The following is a 15,307-nucleotide window of genomic DNA, read 5'->3' on the forward strand; positions in this document are numbered from 1 at the left end:
GACAAGGGAAGGATGAGGGGCGGCTAGGCCGCGCGCCCGATTCAATCAAGCCCCGCCTAGATAAGCCCCTTGGCGCGCAGCGAGACATGGCCTTCGCGCCCGACCACGACGTGATCATGAACGGTGACGCCCAGCAATCGCCCGGCTTCGGCGATGCGGCGGGTTATATCGATATCGGCGCGGCTCGGTTCCGGATTGCCGCTGGGATGATTGTGGACGAGAATCAGCGCGCTCGCGCCAACGTCCATCGCCCGGCGGATCACTTCGCGCGGGTGCAGGCTCGCCTCGTCGATCGTCCCGTCGGCAAGGTGGTGATCGTCGATCAGCCGGTTCTTGGTGTCGAGATAGAGCACGCGCACACGCTCGACCGTGAGGTGCGCCATGTCGATGGCGAGATAGTCGATCAGCGCCTGCCAGCTGCCAAGGACAGGCTTGTCGGCGACTTCGCTGCGCGCCATGCGGCGGGCGGCAATGGCGACCGATTTGAGCGCGGCGGCGCTTGTCTCGCCGACGCCTTTCACGCGCTGCAGCGCCTTGGGATCGGCATTGAGCACCGCCGAGAGCGAGCCGAACGTCTTCAGCAATTCCTTCGCCACAGGTTTCGTGTCGCCTTGCCGCATGCCCGCGAACAGGAGGTATTCGAGCACTTCGTAATCGGCGAGCGCTTCTGCCCCGCCTTTGAGCAGTCGCTCGCGCAGGCGGGCGCGGTGGCCGGCACCGGCATGGCTGCCCGCATCCGATCGGGCGGACGCGCCGCGGCCCGGAAAGGGCACGATCCTGCCTTCCTCGCCGAAATCGAAGCTGTCGTCGCTGTTCGACACGTCCCTCGCGCGCCCAAGTCGCTCCTGCTTCATTGCCTTTGCCGCGCTTGTGGCGCAAGTGGGCGGGACGATGGCAAGCGCGCCCGAAACAGGCTCCCCCGGCGATTCCGAAGGCGCCCGGCCCGCGCGGTGGGGGCTGCGGATCGCCGTGGGCGTGCTGATCGCGCTCCTGATCGCGCTCGCCGCTGGTTGGTTCACGCGCGAGGACATCGCCGGCATCGTCATCGAGGATCTGCTCGAGGAATACGACATCCCGGCAAGCTACGAGATCGTGGAAATCGGCCCGCAGCGACAGGTGCTTGCCGATATCGTCGTCGGCGATCCGCAGCGGCCCGACCTCGTGATCGAGCGCGCGGTCGTCGCGATCGATTATTCCTTCGGCCTGCCCGCGATCGGCGAGGTGAGGCTGGTGCGCCCGCGGCTTTACGGCACGTTCAGGGACGGCACGGTCAGCCTCGGCGCGCTCGACCCGCTGCTGGAGCCGGGCGAGGGTGAGCCGGGCCTGCCCGCACTGGACCTCGAACTGGTCGACGCGCGCGCGCTGATAAAGAGCGATTATGGGCCGATCGGGATCAGGGCGCAGGGCTCCGGCCGGCTCGATGACGGTTTCGCCGGCACGATCGCCGCGACAGCGCCGGGGATCGGCACCGGGGAATGCCGGGCGGAGCGGGCGACCCTCTATGGCGAGGTCACAACGAAGGCGGGTGCGCCGTCCTTTGTCGGCCCGATCCGGGTGCGCGGGCTCGAATGCGGCGGAGCCGCGCTCGCAGGCGCCGACATCGCCGCGCGGCTTTCGCTGCCGCGTGCGCTCGACGCGCTGGACGGGGGGTTCGACCTCGCCGCCCGGGGACTTTCGGGCAGCGGGATCGCGGCGGCGACGGTTTCCGGAAGCGGACGGGTCGGCTGGTCGGACGGCGTCTTCAACCTGCGCCACGATCTCGGTCTCGGCAATGTCGATCTCGGATTCGCCCGCTTCGCCGAAATCCGCGCGGACGGCGCGGTGCGCAGCGTCGATGGCTTTGCGCGTAGCGAATGGGACGCGCAGATCGCGGGCGGGGGAATCGCACTCGCCGCGCTCGAAGGGGCCGGGCTCGCCGCGCTCGGGGATGCGTTCGAAGGCACGCTCCTGGCCCCGCTGCTCGCCCGGTTCGCGCGCAATTTCGAGGCCGCGATGGAGGACGGGACACTGCGCGCCGACCTCACCGTGCGGCAGGACGGGGAAGGACTGTCGCTGGTCCTGCCCGAAGCGCGGCTTGCGAGCGGGGCGGGCGAGACGATATTCGCCGCCTCGCGTGTCAGCTGGGCCGACGGCGCGCTGCGCGGCAATTTGATGACGGGAGGGGCGGGCCTGCCGCGGATCAGCGGGCGGATGGAGCAGTCGGGCGGGGCAGGCGGAAGGGCCGGCGAACTGGTCTTTCGCCTTGCCATGGCGCCTTACGAAGCCCGTTCCCAATCTGGAACCGCGAGGATCGCCGTGCCGCGCATGGAACTGCGCCAGACTTCGGGCGGCCTCGCCTTTGCCGGACTGGCCGAGGCGAGCGGGCCGATCCCGGGCGGAGCCGTCGATTCGCTCAGCCTTCCGATTGTCGGAAACTGGACAGGCACGCGCGGCCTCGCGCTCGGCCCGCGCTGCACCGAGGCGCGGTTCGAGGGCCTGTCCTATTACGACCTCGCACTCGGGCCGGAGCGTCTTACGCTGTGCCCTGACGAAGCCCGCGCCATGATCGTTTACGATGAAGACCTGCGCGTCGCGATTGCCGCCGAGGAACTCGATCTCAACGGCAATCTCGGCGAGACCCGACTGCGCCTTGCGGCAGGCCGTGCGCGGCTTGGCTATCCGGGCGGCTTCGCGCTTGACGGTCTCGATGTCACTCTCGGCGAGGACGACGCCGCGGTGCGCCTTGCCGCCGCCACTGTGACCGGAAACATCGGTGACACGTTGTCGGGCGAATTCGCAGGGGGAACGGCGGCGCTGGACGCTGTCCCGCTCGACCTTGCGGCGCTCGGCGGAAGCTGGCGGTATCAGGATGGCGCGCTGGTCGTCGAGCGCGGGGCGTTTGTTCTGTCCGAACGCATCGATGGCGAAGCGCGCTTCGAACCGCTGATCGCTCGCGATGCGGTGCTGACACTCGAGAACAATGCGATCCGCGCCGAAGCCGATCTGCGCAATCCCGCCTCCGACGCAATCGTCACGAACGTCGCGATTCGCCACGATCTCGCCGCCGCAAGGGGCCGGGCCGTCCTGAACGTGCCCGGTGTCGTGTTCGGCGACGCGCTCGCGCCGGAAGACCTGACCTATCTCGCCAAGGGCGTGGTCGCCGAGGTCGAGGGAACGGTGCGCGGCGAAGGCTTGATCGAATGGGACGGCGAGGAAGTGACGAGTTCGGGCCGTTTCTCCACCGACGGCATCGATCTTGCCGCAGCTTTCGGCCCTCTCACCGGGCTTGCTGGGGAGATCGTCTTCACCGACCTCCTCGCGCTCACCACCGCGCCCGGGCAGGTCGTCACGATAGATACGATCAACCCCGGCGTCGAGGTGTTGGGCGGGCGCGTGGTCTATGCACTGACCGACGGGCAGGTCATCTCCGTCGAGGATGCGCGCTGGCCCTTCATGGGCGGCACCCTGATCATGCGCCCCGTGGTACTCGATTACGGCAGTTCGGGGGAAAAGGCCTATGTGTTCGAGATCGTCGGGCTGGAAGCGGATCGCTTCGTTGCCGAAATGGAGCTCAGCAACCTCTCGGCCACCGGGACATTCGACGGGGCGGTGCCGATCGTGTTCGATTCCAACGGCAATGGGCGGATCGAGGGCGGTCTGCTGATATCGCGACCGCCGGGGGGCAATGTCTCCTATATCGGCGAGCTCACCTATGAAGACATGGGCGCTATGGCGAATTTCGCCTTCCAGGCGCTGCGCTCGCTCGACTACACGCAGATGGCGGTCGCGCTGGAGGGGAACCTCGCGGGCGAGATCATCACCCGCTTCACTTTCGACGGCGTGCGCCAGGGCGAAGGGGCGAGCCGCAATTTCATCACCCGTCGCCTGTCGCGCCTGCCGATCCGCTTCAAGATCAATGTCCGTTCGGAGAACTTCCACGAACTCGCCACCATGGTGCGCTCGTTCTGGGACGCGGAGTATATCCGCAATCCTGTCGATCGCGGCCTGCTGACCACCGGGGAAGGCCGCTTCGTGCCGCGCGCGCCGCAACCCGGCGAAGCGCCCGAAACCTCTCCGGATGCGACACGCCCCGACGATCCACCCGTTCAACCGCCAGAAAGCGAAGACACCCTATGAGAGTTGCGAAATTGACCGGACCCGCCGCCGCTGCCAAGACCCGTGCCTCGATCGATACGGGAGCGGGATCAGCGATGGCGGGGCAAAGGATGAGAGGGCTCTGCGCGGTTTTGCTGCCCGCGATAATGCTCGGCGGGTGCATCAATGTGAACGCTCCCGACAAGCCGATCGTGATCGAGCTCAACATCAATATCCGGCAGGAAGTGATCTACCGGCTGGCCGAGGACGCGGCTGACACGATCGAGGAAAATGCGGACATCTTCTGATCTTGGGAGGGTTCGCGGCTTGGAGGAACGTGATGCGCAATTTTGTTCGAGGCGGAATGCTGGCGGCGGCTGCTGGCGCGGCGCTGGCGGTGGGGATCGCGGCCCCGGCCATGGCCCAGCGCGACCCGGCCTATGCCGCAGCGCGTGCCGAGGGCAAGGTGGGCGAGGGCAGGGACGGCTATCTCGGCATCGTCGCTCAGCCGACGCCCGCGCTCCAGCGGCTCGTCGACGACATCAACATCAAGCGCCGCGCGGTCTATGCGCGAAAGGCGCAGGAAAACAACGCGACGATCGAGGAATTCGCCTTCACTGCCGGGTGCCAGGCGATTGCGCGGACCGAGCCGGGGGAAAAGTACCAGGCACCCGATGGATCATGGAAGACCCGCACGAGCGCGCCGCCCGAACGTGACCCGCGATGTCCCTAGTCCGTGCGCACCCGCATCGGCGGGTCCGTCATTCCAGGCGCTTGCCCGCCGTTTCGTTTTTTGTTGCACCGCAAGATAATCGCCCGGCTTGACGGGTCCCACGGTTGACTTGGGTTTGGCCCCCTTCTAAGGGGTCCGCGCCCTCGGCGGGCACCTCCTAGAACGTGTCTCGCGGCCCTATCAGGAAAGCAGGCATGAACGACGAGAAACCCGCCCGAGAATCCAATGCCGAGGATGCGCGGATCGACGCGCTCGAAGCGCGGCTCAAAGCCGCACGCGAGCGCGAGGAAAAGCGCAACCGGCCAAAGGTGCAGGGGACCGACGCGAATTACCGCGCCGGGAACCGCGCACTGGCGGACCTGCTCGGCGGATTGATCGGTGGCAGTGTGATCGGCTGGGCGGTAGACGCGCTCGCCGGGACATCGCCCTGGGGTCTGTTGGTCGGCCTGTTCCTCGGGACGGTGGTGGCCTTCAGGAACATTATTCTTTCGGCGAACAAGCGCCCCGAGATGCAGGCAGAGGACCCGGACGGGGACGAGCCTGACGCGGGGCGCGGTTCATAATAGGGATCAGGGACCGACATCGTGGCAGCCGAAGAAGGCAAAGTCGATCCGATGAAGCAGTTCATGCTCGAGCCCCTGTTCGGCTCGGAAGGCTGGGAACTGGCGGGCTTCAACATCGCGTTCACCAATTCCGCGCTGTGGATGGCGGTCACCGTCGTCCTGTTATGGGCTTTCGTCGCGGGCGGCATGAAGCGCGAGCTCGTGCCCGGACGCTGGCAGATGGCGGTGGAAAGCTTCACGGGCTTCATCGACGACATGCTCGAAGCGAACGTCGGCAAGGCGGGGCGCAAATACGTGCCCTACATCTTCTCGCTGTTCATGTTCATCCTGTTCGCCAACCTGCTCGGCCTGCTGCCGATCGGCGTGTTCGGGGTGCATCCCTTCACCTTCACCAGCCATTTCACCGTTACCGGTGTCCTCGCGATCCTCAGCTTCTCGATCGTCCTGATTGTCGGTTTCTGGAAGCACGGCCTGCATTTCTTTTCGCTGTTCGTGCCGCACGGCACGCCGCTCTGGCTGATCTGGCTGATTCCGGTGATCGAGCTCATTTCCTTCCTCGTGCGCCCCTTCAGCCTCGCACTGCGACTGTTCGTGGCGATGATGGCGGGCCACGTCCTGCTCAAGGTTCTGTCCAGCTTCGTGATCGACAGCGTCAATGCCGGGCCGATCTTCGGCGGATTCATCGGCATTCCGAGCTTCGTTCTGATGATCGCCATCAGCGCGCTCGAAATCCTCGTCGCGGGGATCCAGGCCTATGTCTTCGCGCTGCTCACGTCGCTGTACATCAACGACGCCGAGAACCTTCACTAAGTCACTCCCTTTCCCCTCCAAACAGTTTTGAATCCAAAGGAGTTTTTCAAAATGGAAGCAGAAGCAGCCAAGCTCGTCGGCGCCGGCCTCGCAGCGATCGGTGCCGGTATGGCCGCGATCGGCGTGGGCAACGTCTTCGGTTCGTTCCTCGAAAGCGCGCTGCGCAATCCGGGTGCGGCCGACGGTCAGCAGGGTCGTCTGTTCATCGGCTTCGCCGCGGCGGAACTTCTGGGCCTCCTGGCCTTCGTCGTCGCGATGATCCTGATCTTCGTCGCCTGACGCCTTTCGGGGGCGCGAGGCGCATCGCGCCGAGCGCCCCCTCGTATTTCCTCACGCTGACCGGGACCGGCCCATGCCTCAGATATCCCAGCTCGCCGAATTCTACTCCAGCCAGATCCTCTGGACGCTGGTGTTCTTCAGCATCACCTTCTTCCTGATCGGGCGCGGCATGGTGCCCAAGGTGATGGACACCGTGCAGCTGCGCGACCGCCAGATCGCCGACGACCTCGCCGCCGCGCAAGCTGCGCGCGATGCCGCCGACGAGCAGGAAGAGGCATGGAAGGCCCGCGAGGCCGAAAACCGCAGCCGCGCCCAGGGCCTGATCGCCGAAGCCAAGTCGAAAGCCGCTGCCGAGACCGAGGCGAAGCTCGCCAAGGCGCAGGAGCGGCTCGATGCGCGTCTTGCCGAGGCTGAAACCACGATCGAGGCTGCCCGCGCCGAGGCGCTGGCCGAACTCGAAGACGTTGCCACCGAGGCGAGCCAGGACATCGTCGCCCGCCTCACCGGCGCGAAGGTGGACAAGCGTTCGGCCCGCTCGGCGGTGAAGAAGGCAATGACCCATGCGTGACACCCTCACGATCCTCGCCACGTCCTCCGACTATGCCGAACCGGCGGCGATGGGGCTCGATTCCTACCAGTGGGTCGGGCTTTCCATGCTGGTCCTGCTCGCCGTCTTCATCTGGAAGAAGGTTCCCGGTATCGTCACCGGCGGGCTCGATGCGCGCATCGCCGAGATCCGCCAGCAGCTGGACGAGGCCAAATCGCTCCGCGCCGAGGCAGAGTCGCTCCGCGACGAATATGCCGCCAAGATCGCGAATGCCGAAAAGGACGCCGAGGCCATGATGGACGGCGCCCGGCGCGAGGCCGACGCGGTCCTCGCCAAGGCCGAGGAGGACGCCGCCGCCATGGTCGCCCGCCGCGAGCGGATGGCCGAAGACAAGATCGCCGCCGCCGAGCGCGAGGCGATCGAGGACGTGCGCGCCCGTGCTGTCGAAGCGGCGACCGCCGCCTCCGGCCAGCTTATCGCCGCGAGGCACGACAGCGAAGCCGACGCAAAGCTCGCCGACGAGGTAATCGGCTCGCTCTGAGCGAATAGCCGATAGGAACAAGGGAAGGGCGCTCCACCGGGGCGCCCTTTTTGCATTCAGGGTTCGAACACGACCTTGCCGACGAGTTCGCGGCGGGCCATCGCCTCGAAGCCCGCGCGCCAGTCGGCCAGCGGCAGGGTGCGGTCGACCGCGGGCGAGATGCGCCCAGCCTCGGCCAGCTCGCGCACCGCCGCGTTGATCGCCCGGCCCCGTTCGGGAAAGCGCCGCGCATATTCGCCCGCGCGCAGGCCGACCACGGAAAAGCCCTTGATCAGCGGGATGTTGGTCGCGATCTCGGCGATGCGTCCTGAGGTGAATCCGACCACGACGAGCTTTCCGCCGAAGGCGACGCAGCGGGTCGATTCGTCGAACACGTCGCCGCCCACGGGATCGATCACGATGTCCGCAAGCGCGCCCTCGGTGATCTCGCTGACGGCCTCTCGAAAGCGGCCCTCGGCGATGATGACACGGTCCGGCCTGGCCCTGGCCATGATGCCCTCGCGCTTTGCCGCCATGCCCGTTGCCGCGATCACCCGCGCGCCGAGTGCTTTCGCGAGATCGCAGGCCGCAAGCCCCACTCCGCCGCTCGCCCCGTGAACGAGCACCCACTGGCCCTCTTCCAGTCCGCACAATTCGACGAGGCCGGTATAGGCGGTAGAGTAGGCAGCCCCCATTGCCGCGCCCTGCACGAAGGACAATCCCTCCGGTATGGGCGAGAGCCCGCGCGCGGGAATGGCGGCGATTTCGGCAAAAGCGCCGGTCTTGTTGCCGCCCATCACCCGGTCGCCGATCGCAAAGCCGCTATCGGCATCCGCCTCGATCACCTCGCCTGCGCATTCGAGCCCGCTTACGAAGGGCAATGGCGGTTTGAACTGGTATTCGCCGCGCGTCATCAGGAGGTCGGGATAATTGAGCGAGGCCGCACGGACCCGCACCAGCACTTCGCCCGAAGCGCGTTGGGGTTCGGGCACGTCGGCCAGCGACACGCCCGACAGGTCGCCCGAAAGGCGCTCGACCAGCAGAGCCTTCATGAGGGGCTAGAACGCGTCCTTGGCGGCCCTGAGCGCCGCGAAGGTTTCATGCGGCGCATTCCCGCCCCAGCGTGCGGCGAGGGCCGGGTCGTCCGCGCGCAGGAAGGGGTTGGTCTCGAGCTCGCGCTCCAGCACCGTCGGCACGGTCGGCTCGCTGCGCGCGCGCTTGGCTTCGATCTCCCTGGCATAGGCCTTGAGCGCCTCGTTCTCGGGATCGGCATGGAGCGCGAATTTTGCGTTCGCCGCGGTGTATTCGTGCGCACAGTAAAGCGTCGTGCGCGTCGGCAGGCGGCGGATCCGGTCGAGGCTGGTCCAGAACTGCTCGGGCTGGCCCTCGAACATCCGCCCGCAGCCGAGCGCGAAGACCGAATCGCCGACAAAGGCGAGGCCTTCCTCGGGGATGTGATAGGCGATGTGGCCATTGGTGTGGCCGGACACGTCGATCACGCTTGCGATATGCTCGCCCAGGCTCACGGTATCGCCATGCTCCACGACCTCGTCGATGGCCGAGAGCCGCTCGACCTCCTTGGGAGCGATCACTTTCGCGCCGGTCGCCGCGACGATTTCGGCGTTGCCGCCGGCGTGGTCGGGGTGCCAGTGGGTGTTCCAGATATGGGTGATGGTCCACCCCTTCGCCTTGGCCTGCCTTAGATATTCCTTTGCATCGGGGGTATCGATCGCGGCGGTTTCTCCGGTCACCGAATTGTGCAGCAGGAAGCCGTAATTGTCGGAGAGGCAGGGGAATTGGTGGACTTGCAGCATGTCGCGCAGTCTACGCGCTCATGCGCGCATAGAAAAGGCCCGCCTGCCGATGGGGCAGGCGGGCCTTTCTCATGTCCCGGGTCGCGATCGACACCGCAGGTGTCGCAAGGCCGCCCGGCCGCCGGAGCGAAGCACGGGAACTGCGCCGAGGAGGCGCGCCCGGATGGGCGCGCCTCACACGATCAATCGCCCTTCTTGAGCGCTTCGCCGAGGATGTCGCCGAGCGAGGCGCCGCTGTCGGACGAACCGAACTGCGCCACGGCTTCCTTCTCTTCGGCGATCTGGCGCGCCTTGATCGAGAAGTTGGGCTTCTTCGAACGGTCGAAACCGGTGACCATCGCATCGACCTTGGCACCGACCTGGAAGCGGTCGGGGCGCTGTTCGTCGCGGTCGCGGCCGAGATCCGAACGCTTGACGAAGCCGGTAGCGCCGTCTTCGCCGACCTGCACTTCGAGACCGCCGTCGCGGACCTCGAGCACGGTGACGGTGACGACCGCACCCTTGCGCAGCGAGCTCGTATCGGCGCCTTCGGCGGAGGGCGCGCCCTTTTCGAGCTGCTTCATGCCGAGGCTGATGCGCTCCTTGTCGACATCGACGTCGAGCACGACCGCCTTGACCATCTCGCCCTTGCGGTGAAGCGCCAGCGCGTCCTCGCCCGAAATGCCCCAGGCGATGTCGGACATATGGACCATGCCGTCGACGTCGCCGTCGAGACCGACGAACAGGCCGAACTCGGTGGCGTTCTTGACTTCGCCTTCGACTTCGGAGCCGATCGGATGCTTTTCGGCGAACTCTTCCCACGGGTTGCGCTGGGCCTGCTTGAGACCGAGGCTGATCCGGCGCTTTTCGGAATCGACCTCGAGGATCATCACTTCGACTTCCTGCGAAGTGCTGACGATCTTGCCCGGGTGGACGTTCTTCTTGGTCCAGCTCATTTCCGAAACGTGGACAAGGCCCTCGATGCCCGGCTCGAGTTCGACGAACGCGCCGTATTCGGTGATGTTGGTGACCGTTCCGGTGATCTTCATGCCCACCGGATACTTGGCCGAAACGCCGTCCCACGGATCGCTTTCGAGCTGCTTCATGCCGAGGCTGATGCGCTGCGTTTCGGTGTTGATGCGGACGATCTGCACGGTGACGGTGTCGCCGATATTGATGATTTCGCTGGGGTGGTTGACCCGCTTGTAGCTCATGTCGGTGACGTGGAGCAGGCCGTCGATGCCGCCGAGGTCGACGAAGGCACCGTAATCGGTGATGTTCTTGACCACGCCGTCGATCACCTGGCCCTCGGCCAGCTTGTCGATCAGTTCGCTGCGCTGTTCGGCGCGCGTTTCCTCGAGCACGGCTCGGCGCGAGACGACGATGTTGCCGCGGCGACGGTCCATCTTGAGGATCTGGAAGGGCTGCGGCACCTCCATCAGCGGGGTGACGTCGCGCACGGGGCGGATATCGACCTGGCTGCCGGGGAGGAAGGCCACGGCGCCGTCGAGGTCGACGGTGAAGCCGCCCTTGACCCGGCCGAAGATGCGGCCTTCGACGCGCTTGCCTTCGCCGAATTCGCTTTCGAGCTTGTCCCAGGCGGCTTCGCGGCGGGCGCGGTCGCGGCTGAGCATCGCTTCGCCGTCGGCGTTCTCGACGCGATCGACATAGACTTCGACCTCATCGCCGACCGACAGGTTGTGGTCGTCCTCGCCGCGGGCGAATTCCTTGAGGTTGACGCGGCCTTCGGACTTAAGGCCGACATCGATCACGGCCATCCCGGCCTCGATCGCGGTCACAGTACCCTTGACGACGCGGCCTTCGAAGCCGCCATCGTCTGCACCGCCGAGCTGTTCGTTAAGGAGCGCTTCGAAATCGTCGCGCGTGGGGTTGGGCGAAGTCGCCATAAGGTTGTTACTTCCTAAGGTTCGTTTTGCTACCGGCCACCGGTTTTTCCGGGGTCTTTCTCCGTCTCCATCGCACCATTGCGGTGGCTGACGGGGCAAGAGGCCGTTCGTCTTCGCAGCGCCGGATGCGCATGCGAAGGTCCGCAGGCCATCTTTCATGACGGCTCGGGACGGCGGCGCGCGTAGGCCAAAGTGGTCCGAAAGGCAAGGCGAATCGCGCGCCGGCAGCCCGCCGGTAATCGGTTTGTAAGCCATTGAGGCTAGCCTCCCGTGCATCGAAATGGCCAATCGGGGACCGACCATGACGAGGATTTGCGCAGGCTCGCACAGTGCGAAGGGATGGACGCGAGCGCTTGCGATGCCGCTCGCGCTGCTGGCGGTCGCGGCCTGTTCGGGTGAGGCGGAGCAGAACGTCTACGAGATCAAGCTTGCTGATGCGAAGGCGAAAATCGGGCGGACCCAGTCGCAATACGACACCGGTTCGGGACTGCGCACCATGCGTCCCGCCGGCACCCTCGCGGGCGGCGTACGCGTCAGCCTCGCGAATTCGGGCGCGTTCGGTTCGGCATGCACGGTTCGGTTCGAGGCCGTGGACGACCGCCGGACGCGCGTCATTCCGGACTGCGGATCCACGGGGGCGGCCACGACCGATATGCTCGCCGAGTTCTTCGAGCTCGAGGTCGCGGCGCATGTCCGCAAGATCCTGACCGGGGAGCCGATCGACGGCGAGGCGCTCGGCAAGAGGATGGCGGTGGTCATGGCCAAGAACATGCCGGCCATGCAGAAGGAAGGCTTCAGGCCCGATTCCGACTGGGTCGAACAGCAGCGATCGGCGGCGATCCAGCGGGTCGAAAACCAGCAGGATGGCTGGGGCGACGATGCCTCCGCCATGGACGGCTGGAACGATTGAGCTGGCCAAGGTCGAGCTGGCCAGGGGAGCCTAGCCCCGCAGTTTCTCCTCGACCGCCTCGAGCACCGTCTCGAAGGCCTCCTCCTTGCCAAAGCGGGTCGTGTCGATGACCATCGCATCGGGCGCGGCCTTGAGCGGCGCGTCCGCGCGGTTGATGTCGCGCGCGTCGCGCCGCACGATGTCCTTCTCGATCTCGGCCAGCGGAATCTCGTCCTCCCGGCCGATATGCGCGCTCGTCATCTCGAGCCAGCGGCGCCGCGCGCGCTCCTGCACGCTGGCGGTGATGAACAGCTTCACGTCGGCATCGGGCGCGATCACCGTGCCGATATCCCGCCCGTCCAGCACCGCGCCGCCGGGCTGTTCGGCAAAGGCGCGCTGGCGCTCGAACAAGGCTGCGCGCACCGCAGGATGGACCGAAACCCGGCTGGCGAGGCCGCCGACTTCCTCGCTGCGCAGGATCGGATCCGCCAGCAGCGCGTCCGGAAAGGCGCAGGCTGAAAGTGCGTCCGCCTCACGGTCGGGATCGCCGCCGCCAAGTGCGACCTGCTGCCCGACCGCGCGGTAGAGCAGGCCGGTGTCGAGATGCGGCACGCCGAAATGCGCGGCGAGCTGCTTTGCGATGGTCCCCTTGCCCGAAGCAGTCGGTCCGTCGACGGCAATGATCATCGGAAAGTGTCCCTGATAGTCCGCGGCGTGAGCGCGCGCTTTTCGCGCCTGCGCCAGCGGAAATGGAGAAAGACGAGAGCCGCGAGCGCGGCGAGGAGGTTGAAGGCAAGGTCGATCCCGCCCGGATCGCCCCCGGTGCGCAGCACCGACACCGCTATGGCCGTGCCGATCAGAAGGAGCGCCGCGACGAGCCGGCGGGCCAGCGGCGTGCGTCCGAGCAGGAGCAGCGTGCGCTTCACCTCTCCTCTACCTCGACCGGTTCGCCCGTTCCATCGGTGCGGCGCGCCTGCACCGCCTTGATCAGCCCGGTGATCGCGATCGCCGCCCAGAAGCCTTCGAGCACGAGGCTTGGCCAGTTGGTGTGCACGACGAGACTGACGGTGAGCAGCGCCGCCCCGGTGAGATTGGTGCCATGAAGGAGGAACGGATTGGCCCGCTCGGCCAGCGTCAGATAGGCATAGGCGCCGATGATGCAGGCCGTCCCGAAAAAGCCCATCAGCGAATAGATGTCGAGCGGAGTGGTCATCGGCTGTGAGCTCTCCTCAGCCGTAGCGCGCGAAAACGAAGCGGCTGCCGTCTGCGCGGAAGGCGATGACTTCGTAGGGCTGCACCCGATTGCCCATCTCCATCCCCGGAGAGCCGATCGGCATGCCCGGAACGGCAAGGCCGACCACGCCCTCGGGGCGCTCTTCGAGAAGGCGCTCGATCTCGGCGGCGGGGACGTGGCCTTCGATCACATAGCCGCCGACCGTCAGCGTGTGGCAGCTCCACAGGTCCTGCGGGACGCCGTGTTCGGCCTTCACCAAAGCCATGTCCGGGGTGATCGTTTCGGCTACAGCGACCTCGTTTTCGGAACGGACGTGCTCGGCCCATTTGCCGCAGCAACCGCAATTGGGGTCGCGGAACATCTCGTAGGTCGCGGCCTGCACCGCCGAGGAACAGGCGGCGAGCGCGAGCAGGGCGGAAGCGAGAAGGGGGTGTTTCATCCAGGTTCTCCGATTGGGCAGGGCGAAGATGGGGGTCAGGACATTGCCTGTTCAAGCAGTGTCGCGAAACCGGGAAAGCTCGTCGCGATCGGCGCGACGTCATCGACCGCGACGCCGCTGCGGCTCGAAAGCCCCGCCACGGCCATGCTCATGGCGATGCGGTGGTCGAGCCGTGTCGCGATCTCGGCGCCCTCGGGCGTGCCGGCAAGCGGCTCGCCGCCGGTGCCCTGGATGACGAGCCCGTCCCCGCGCTCATCCACCCGCGCGCCGGCGAGCGTCAGCGCGGCGGCCATGGTCGCAAGACGGTCGCTCTCCTTGACGCGCAATTCCTCCAGCCCACTGGTGGTCGTGGTTCCCTCAGCCAGCGCGGCGGCGACGAAAAGGATCGGGAATTCGTCGATCATGGCAGGCGCAAGGGCAGGGTCGATCGCCGCGCCCTTGAGCGCCGCGTGGCGCACGCGCAGGTCCGCGACCGGTTCGCCGCCTACCTCCCGGCGGCTCTCCTCGGCAATGTCCGCGCCCATGCTGCGCAGCGCCTCGATCAGGCCGGCGCGGGTGGGATTGATGCCGACATTTTCGACCACAAGGTCGCTTCCCGGAACGAGCGTTGCTGCGACGATGAAGAAGGCGGCGGACGACGGATCGCCCGGCACGGTCACGTCGAGCGGGGTCAGTTCCGCCTCGCCATGCACGCCGACCACCCGCTCTCCGTCCTCCTCGCCGATCTCGAGCCGCGCGCCAAAGCCTTCCAGCATCCGTTCGGTGTGATCGCGCGTCGGCACAGGCTCGATCACGCGGGTTATGCCGGGCGTATTGAGCCCTGCGAGAAGCACGGCGCTTTTCACCTGCGCGCTCGCGACCGGCAGGCGGTAGGCGATCGGCACGGCGGGGAGGGCGCCGCGCACCATCAGCGGCAGCGTGCCGCCGGGCGATGCCGTTATGTTCGCGCCCATCTGCGCCAGCGGCGTGATGACCCGCTCCATCGGCCGGCGCGAAAGACTGGCGTCTCCGGCAAAGGTCGCGGTGATGCCATGGCTCGCGACGAGGCCCATCAGGAGCCGCGTCGAGGTCCCCGAATTGCCCATGTCTAGCGCCTGCGCGGGTTCCAGCAGGCTGCCGAGCCCCGCGCCCTCGACGATCCAGGTCCCGCCCTCGCAGCGTTCGACATGTGCGCCGAAAGCCCGCATCGCCGCCGCCGTGGCGAGCACATCCTCGCCTTCGAGCAGGCCCGCGATCGTGCTGCGCCCGACCGCGAGCCCGGCGAACATCAGCGCGCGGTGGCTGATCGACTTGTCGCCGGGCACGGCGATCCTGCCGGTGAGCGGCGCGATCGCGGGAAGGAAGGTGTGGGCGGGCATCGTCTGCGTGGGGCTCCTTGGCGCGCGCGGGGCGGATCTTGGTTGCGGCGGTGCTTTGACAGCGCCTCCCCCTTCTGGCAAGGCGCGCCGCCACGTGCAGGCCCGTGCTTGATTCAGGCAGGGGGCGCGCCCACTTTCCACGACTGACTTGACGGATACAA

General features: G+C 66.8%; 18 protein-coding genes. 9 read left to right on the forward strand and 9 right to left on the reverse strand.

The genetic code is table 11. From position 1 onward, the window contains the following. Window positions 1-56: 56 nt before the first annotated feature. Window positions 57-854, reverse strand: a complete 798-nt coding sequence (gene radC / locus Ga0102493_RS06430; protein ID WP_081845689.1) for a RadC family protein — start codon at window positions 852-854, stop codon at window positions 57-59. Between the two features lie 37 nt (window positions 855-891). Here radC and Ga0102493_RS06435 point away from each other — a divergent pair, with 37 nt between their 5' ends. The 8 genes from Ga0102493_RS06435 to Ga0102493_RS06470 all read left to right on the forward strand — a co-directional run bounded on the left by Ga0102493_RS06435 (window position 892) and on the right by Ga0102493_RS06470 (window position 7,547). Further along, a complete protein-coding gene (locus Ga0102493_RS06435; protein WP_034904883.1) occupies window positions 892-4,116 on the forward strand; it encodes an intermembrane phospholipid transport protein YdbH family protein in 3,225 nt (1,074 codons plus the stop codon). An 89-nt stretch (window positions 4,117-4,205) separates the two neighbouring features. Further along, window positions 4,206-4,382: a YnbE family lipoprotein gene (locus Ga0102493_RS06440; protein ID WP_236922312.1), complete on the forward strand. Its 177-nt coding sequence runs from the start codon at window positions 4,206-4,208 to the stop codon at window positions 4,380-4,382. A gap of 32 nt (window positions 4,383-4,414) precedes the next feature. After that, a complete protein-coding gene (locus Ga0102493_RS06445) occupies window positions 4,415-4,807 on the forward strand; it encodes a YdbL family probable chaperone protein (protein WP_034904882.1) in 393 nt (130 codons plus the stop codon). A gap of 194 nt (window positions 4,808-5,001) precedes the next feature. Further along, window positions 5,002-5,370 (forward strand): AtpZ/AtpI family protein, encoded by a 369-nt coding sequence (locus Ga0102493_RS06450; RefSeq protein WP_034904881.1) that lies wholly within the window; start codon window positions 5,002-5,004, stop codon window positions 5,368-5,370. Between the two features lie 51 nt (window positions 5,371-5,421). Further along, the gene (locus tag Ga0102493_RS06455; RefSeq protein ID WP_034905189.1) at window positions 5,422-6,180 is read left to right on the forward strand and encodes a F0F1 ATP synthase subunit A; all 759 of its coding nucleotides are present in this window, start codon (window positions 5,422-5,424) and stop codon (window positions 6,178-6,180) included. A gap of 51 nt (window positions 6,181-6,231) precedes the next feature. Next, the gene (locus tag Ga0102493_RS06460; RefSeq protein WP_027442220.1) at window positions 6,232-6,459 is read left to right on the forward strand and encodes a F0F1 ATP synthase subunit C; all 228 of its coding nucleotides are present in this window, start codon (window positions 6,232-6,234) and stop codon (window positions 6,457-6,459) included. Window positions 6,460-6,532: 73 nt separating this feature from the next. Continuing rightward, on the forward strand, window positions 6,533-7,027 hold the full coding sequence (locus tag Ga0102493_RS06465; protein WP_034904879.1) for a F0F1 ATP synthase subunit B family protein: 495 nt from the start codon (window positions 6,533-6,535) through the stop codon (window positions 7,025-7,027). Next, entirely contained in the window at window positions 7,020-7,547 is a 528-nt protein-coding gene (locus tag Ga0102493_RS06470) for a F0F1 ATP synthase subunit B family protein (protein WP_034904876.1), read from the forward strand. The genes Ga0102493_RS06465 and Ga0102493_RS06470 overlap by 8 nt, the downstream gene beginning before the upstream one ends. A gap of 56 nt (window positions 7,548-7,603) precedes the next feature. Here the strand turns inward: Ga0102493_RS06470 and Ga0102493_RS06475 are convergent, their stop codons facing one another. The 3 genes from Ga0102493_RS06475 to rpsA all read right to left on the reverse strand — a co-directional run bounded on the left by Ga0102493_RS06475 (window position 7,604) and on the right by rpsA (window position 11,226). Then, window positions 7,604-8,578 carry an NADPH:quinone oxidoreductase family protein gene (locus tag Ga0102493_RS06475; RefSeq protein WP_034904868.1) on the reverse strand — a complete coding sequence of 325 codons (975 nt, stop codon included), beginning with the start codon at window positions 8,576-8,578 and terminating at the stop codon, window positions 7,604-7,606. 6 nt (window positions 8,579-8,584) lie between these two features. Continuing rightward, a complete protein-coding gene (gene gloB / locus Ga0102493_RS06480) occupies window positions 8,585-9,340 on the reverse strand; it encodes a hydroxyacylglutathione hydrolase (protein WP_034904867.1) in 756 nt (251 codons plus the stop codon). 182 nt (window positions 9,341-9,522) lie between these two features. Further along, complete coding sequence (gene rpsA, locus Ga0102493_RS06485; protein WP_034904866.1) at window positions 9,523-11,226, reverse strand: 30S ribosomal protein S1; 1,704 nt, start codon at window positions 11,224-11,226, stop codon at window positions 9,523-9,525. A 301-nt stretch (window positions 11,227-11,527) separates the two neighbouring features. Here rpsA and Ga0102493_RS06490 point away from each other — a divergent pair, with 301 nt between their 5' ends. Continuing rightward, entirely contained in the window at window positions 11,528-12,136 is a 609-nt protein-coding gene (locus Ga0102493_RS06490; protein ID WP_150132436.1) for a hypothetical protein, read from the forward strand. Between the two features lie 30 nt (window positions 12,137-12,166). Here the strand turns inward: Ga0102493_RS06490 and Ga0102493_RS06495 are convergent, their stop codons facing one another. Genes Ga0102493_RS06495 through aroA form a run of 5 tightly spaced genes read right to left on the reverse strand, consistent with a single transcriptional unit; the run spans window position 12,167 to window position 15,146 of the window. After that, a complete protein-coding gene (locus Ga0102493_RS06495) occupies window positions 12,167-12,802 on the reverse strand; it encodes a (d)CMP kinase (RefSeq protein ID WP_034904864.1) in 636 nt (211 codons plus the stop codon). Continuing rightward, window positions 12,799-13,041: a hypothetical protein gene (locus Ga0102493_RS06500; RefSeq protein ID WP_034904863.1), complete on the reverse strand. Its 243-nt coding sequence runs from the start codon at window positions 13,039-13,041 to the stop codon at window positions 12,799-12,801. Before Ga0102493_RS06500 ends, Ga0102493_RS06495 begins: the two co-directional genes overlap by 4 nt. Then, on the reverse strand, window positions 13,038-13,328 hold the full coding sequence (locus Ga0102493_RS06505) for a CBU_0592 family membrane protein (RefSeq protein WP_034904862.1): 291 nt from the start codon (window positions 13,326-13,328) through the stop codon (window positions 13,038-13,040). The genes Ga0102493_RS06500 and Ga0102493_RS06505 overlap by 4 nt, the downstream gene beginning before the upstream one ends. A 16-nt stretch (window positions 13,329-13,344) precedes the next feature. After that, the gene (locus tag Ga0102493_RS06510; protein ID WP_034904861.1) at window positions 13,345-13,788 is read right to left on the reverse strand and encodes a DUF411 domain-containing protein; all 444 of its coding nucleotides are present in this window, start codon (window positions 13,786-13,788) and stop codon (window positions 13,345-13,347) included. Between the two features lie 35 nt (window positions 13,789-13,823). Beyond that, window positions 13,824-15,146, reverse strand: a complete 1,323-nt coding sequence (gene aroA, locus Ga0102493_RS06515; RefSeq protein WP_034904860.1) for a 3-phosphoshikimate 1-carboxyvinyltransferase — start codon at window positions 15,144-15,146, stop codon at window positions 13,824-13,826. Window positions 15,147-15,307: the final 161 nt, after the last annotated feature.

The sequence above is a fragment of the Erythrobacter litoralis genome, assembly GCF_001719165.1.
GTDB classification, from domain to species: domain Bacteria; phylum Pseudomonadota; class Alphaproteobacteria; order Sphingomonadales; family Sphingomonadaceae; genus Erythrobacter; species Erythrobacter litoralis.